This is a genomic window from Campylobacter sp. MIT 21-1684, from assembly GCF_026241315.1.
Classification (GTDB): Bacteria; Campylobacterota; Campylobacteria; order Campylobacterales; family Campylobacteraceae; genus Campylobacter_D.
In genome coordinates this window covers 1-1336 of the sequence record NZ_JAPHNA010000050.1, presented here as the reverse complement: position 1 = coordinate 1336, position 1336 = coordinate 1, and the positions used below count along the sequence as shown (strand labels likewise).

General features: G+C 34.1%; 1 protein-coding gene. It reads left to right on the top strand.

Translation table 11 applies throughout. The features are described 5' to 3' along the window. Positions 1-205: 205 nt before the first annotated feature. A partial coding sequence (locus OQH62_RS08475; RefSeq protein ID WP_416333353.1) for a bacteriophage T4 gp5 trimerisation domain-containing protein occupies positions 206-1336 on the top strand: 1131 nt, incomplete at its 3' end.

Genomic DNA, 1336 nt, shown 5'->3' with positions numbered 1-1336 from the left:
AGAATCTCTTTCTTCTTTAGACCAATCTCACTCTTATAGTAATACTCTCACTCTTTTACCTCTTCCTTTTAGTTATACTCCTTCTTTAAAGAGTAAGCCTAAGGCTCCTAGTAGTACTTTAGGAATTGTTATTGGAGAGAGTGAGGATATAGAAACACAAAGAAATACTCTTTATACAGACAGCTTTGGCAGAGTCAAAGTAAGAATGAATTGCTTTGCTAATCAAGAAATAATAGACAAGACAAGAATACGAAGACACACTCATAACACTAATACAAATACTCCACATAGCAATGAGAATTCTCTCATAAGAACACAACAGAAAGAATGCTGCTACCATTACTCTCCTTTTCTTAGGGTAAGCTCTCCTCTTGCAAGTATAAGTTCAGGCTTGTATCATACTCCTAGAATTGGAGATGAAGTCATTGTGAGTTTCTTTGATGATGATATAGATAAACCTTATATTAGTGGCAGTCTGTATAATCAAAGCAATAAAGCCCTGCCCTCTTTACCTTTGAATGCTCATCAAATCAGTTTGAGTGCAAGAACTCTTAATACTCCACAAAGCAATACAGAGTATACACACTCTCATACAATAGAATCTGGATTGAATGAATTTACTCTTTCTAATATAAAAGAACAAGAACAGATTTATCTTCAGGCACAAAAAGATTATGAAGAACTCATTAAACATAATTTTACTCAAAGCATACAGAATAATAAAGATTCTCTAGTAGAGGGAACTTATACTGAAAGGATTAAAAAGATTCATACTCAAACCATAGACTTAGCAAAGATAGTCAGTGTAGGAGGAGAATACAATACCAATGTAGCTTTATCAAAAGATACCATAGTAGGATTAAGTCATACTTTAAATGTAGGAGTAGATAACAAAGTAAGGATTGCAAAGAAGAGTAGTGAGTATGTAGGAGAGGATAAAGAAGTAGAGATAGAGGGAAGTCTTTATACAAGTATAAGACAAGATGAGAGGAGGAAGGTAGAAGGGAATAAGAGGGAGGTGGTAAGTAAAGAATATCATTTGCAAGTTGAAGAGAGTATCAATATAGAATCTACTAATGAAACTACACTTAGGACTAAAGGGAATCTCTTACTTACATCTAATGCCTCTATGGGACTTGAAACAGATGAAAATGCTACTTTTATAGCTGATAATATTGTATCAGAAGCAACAAGTGATTGTGCCATACAAGCAGGAAATCAAATCCTTCACCAAGTAGGTACTACTTCTATTACTGCTAAAGGAGATTGTGTTATTATTAAAGCTGGCGGAGTAGAAGTAGTGATAGATTCTAAAGGACTTATAGTAAAAGGTGGG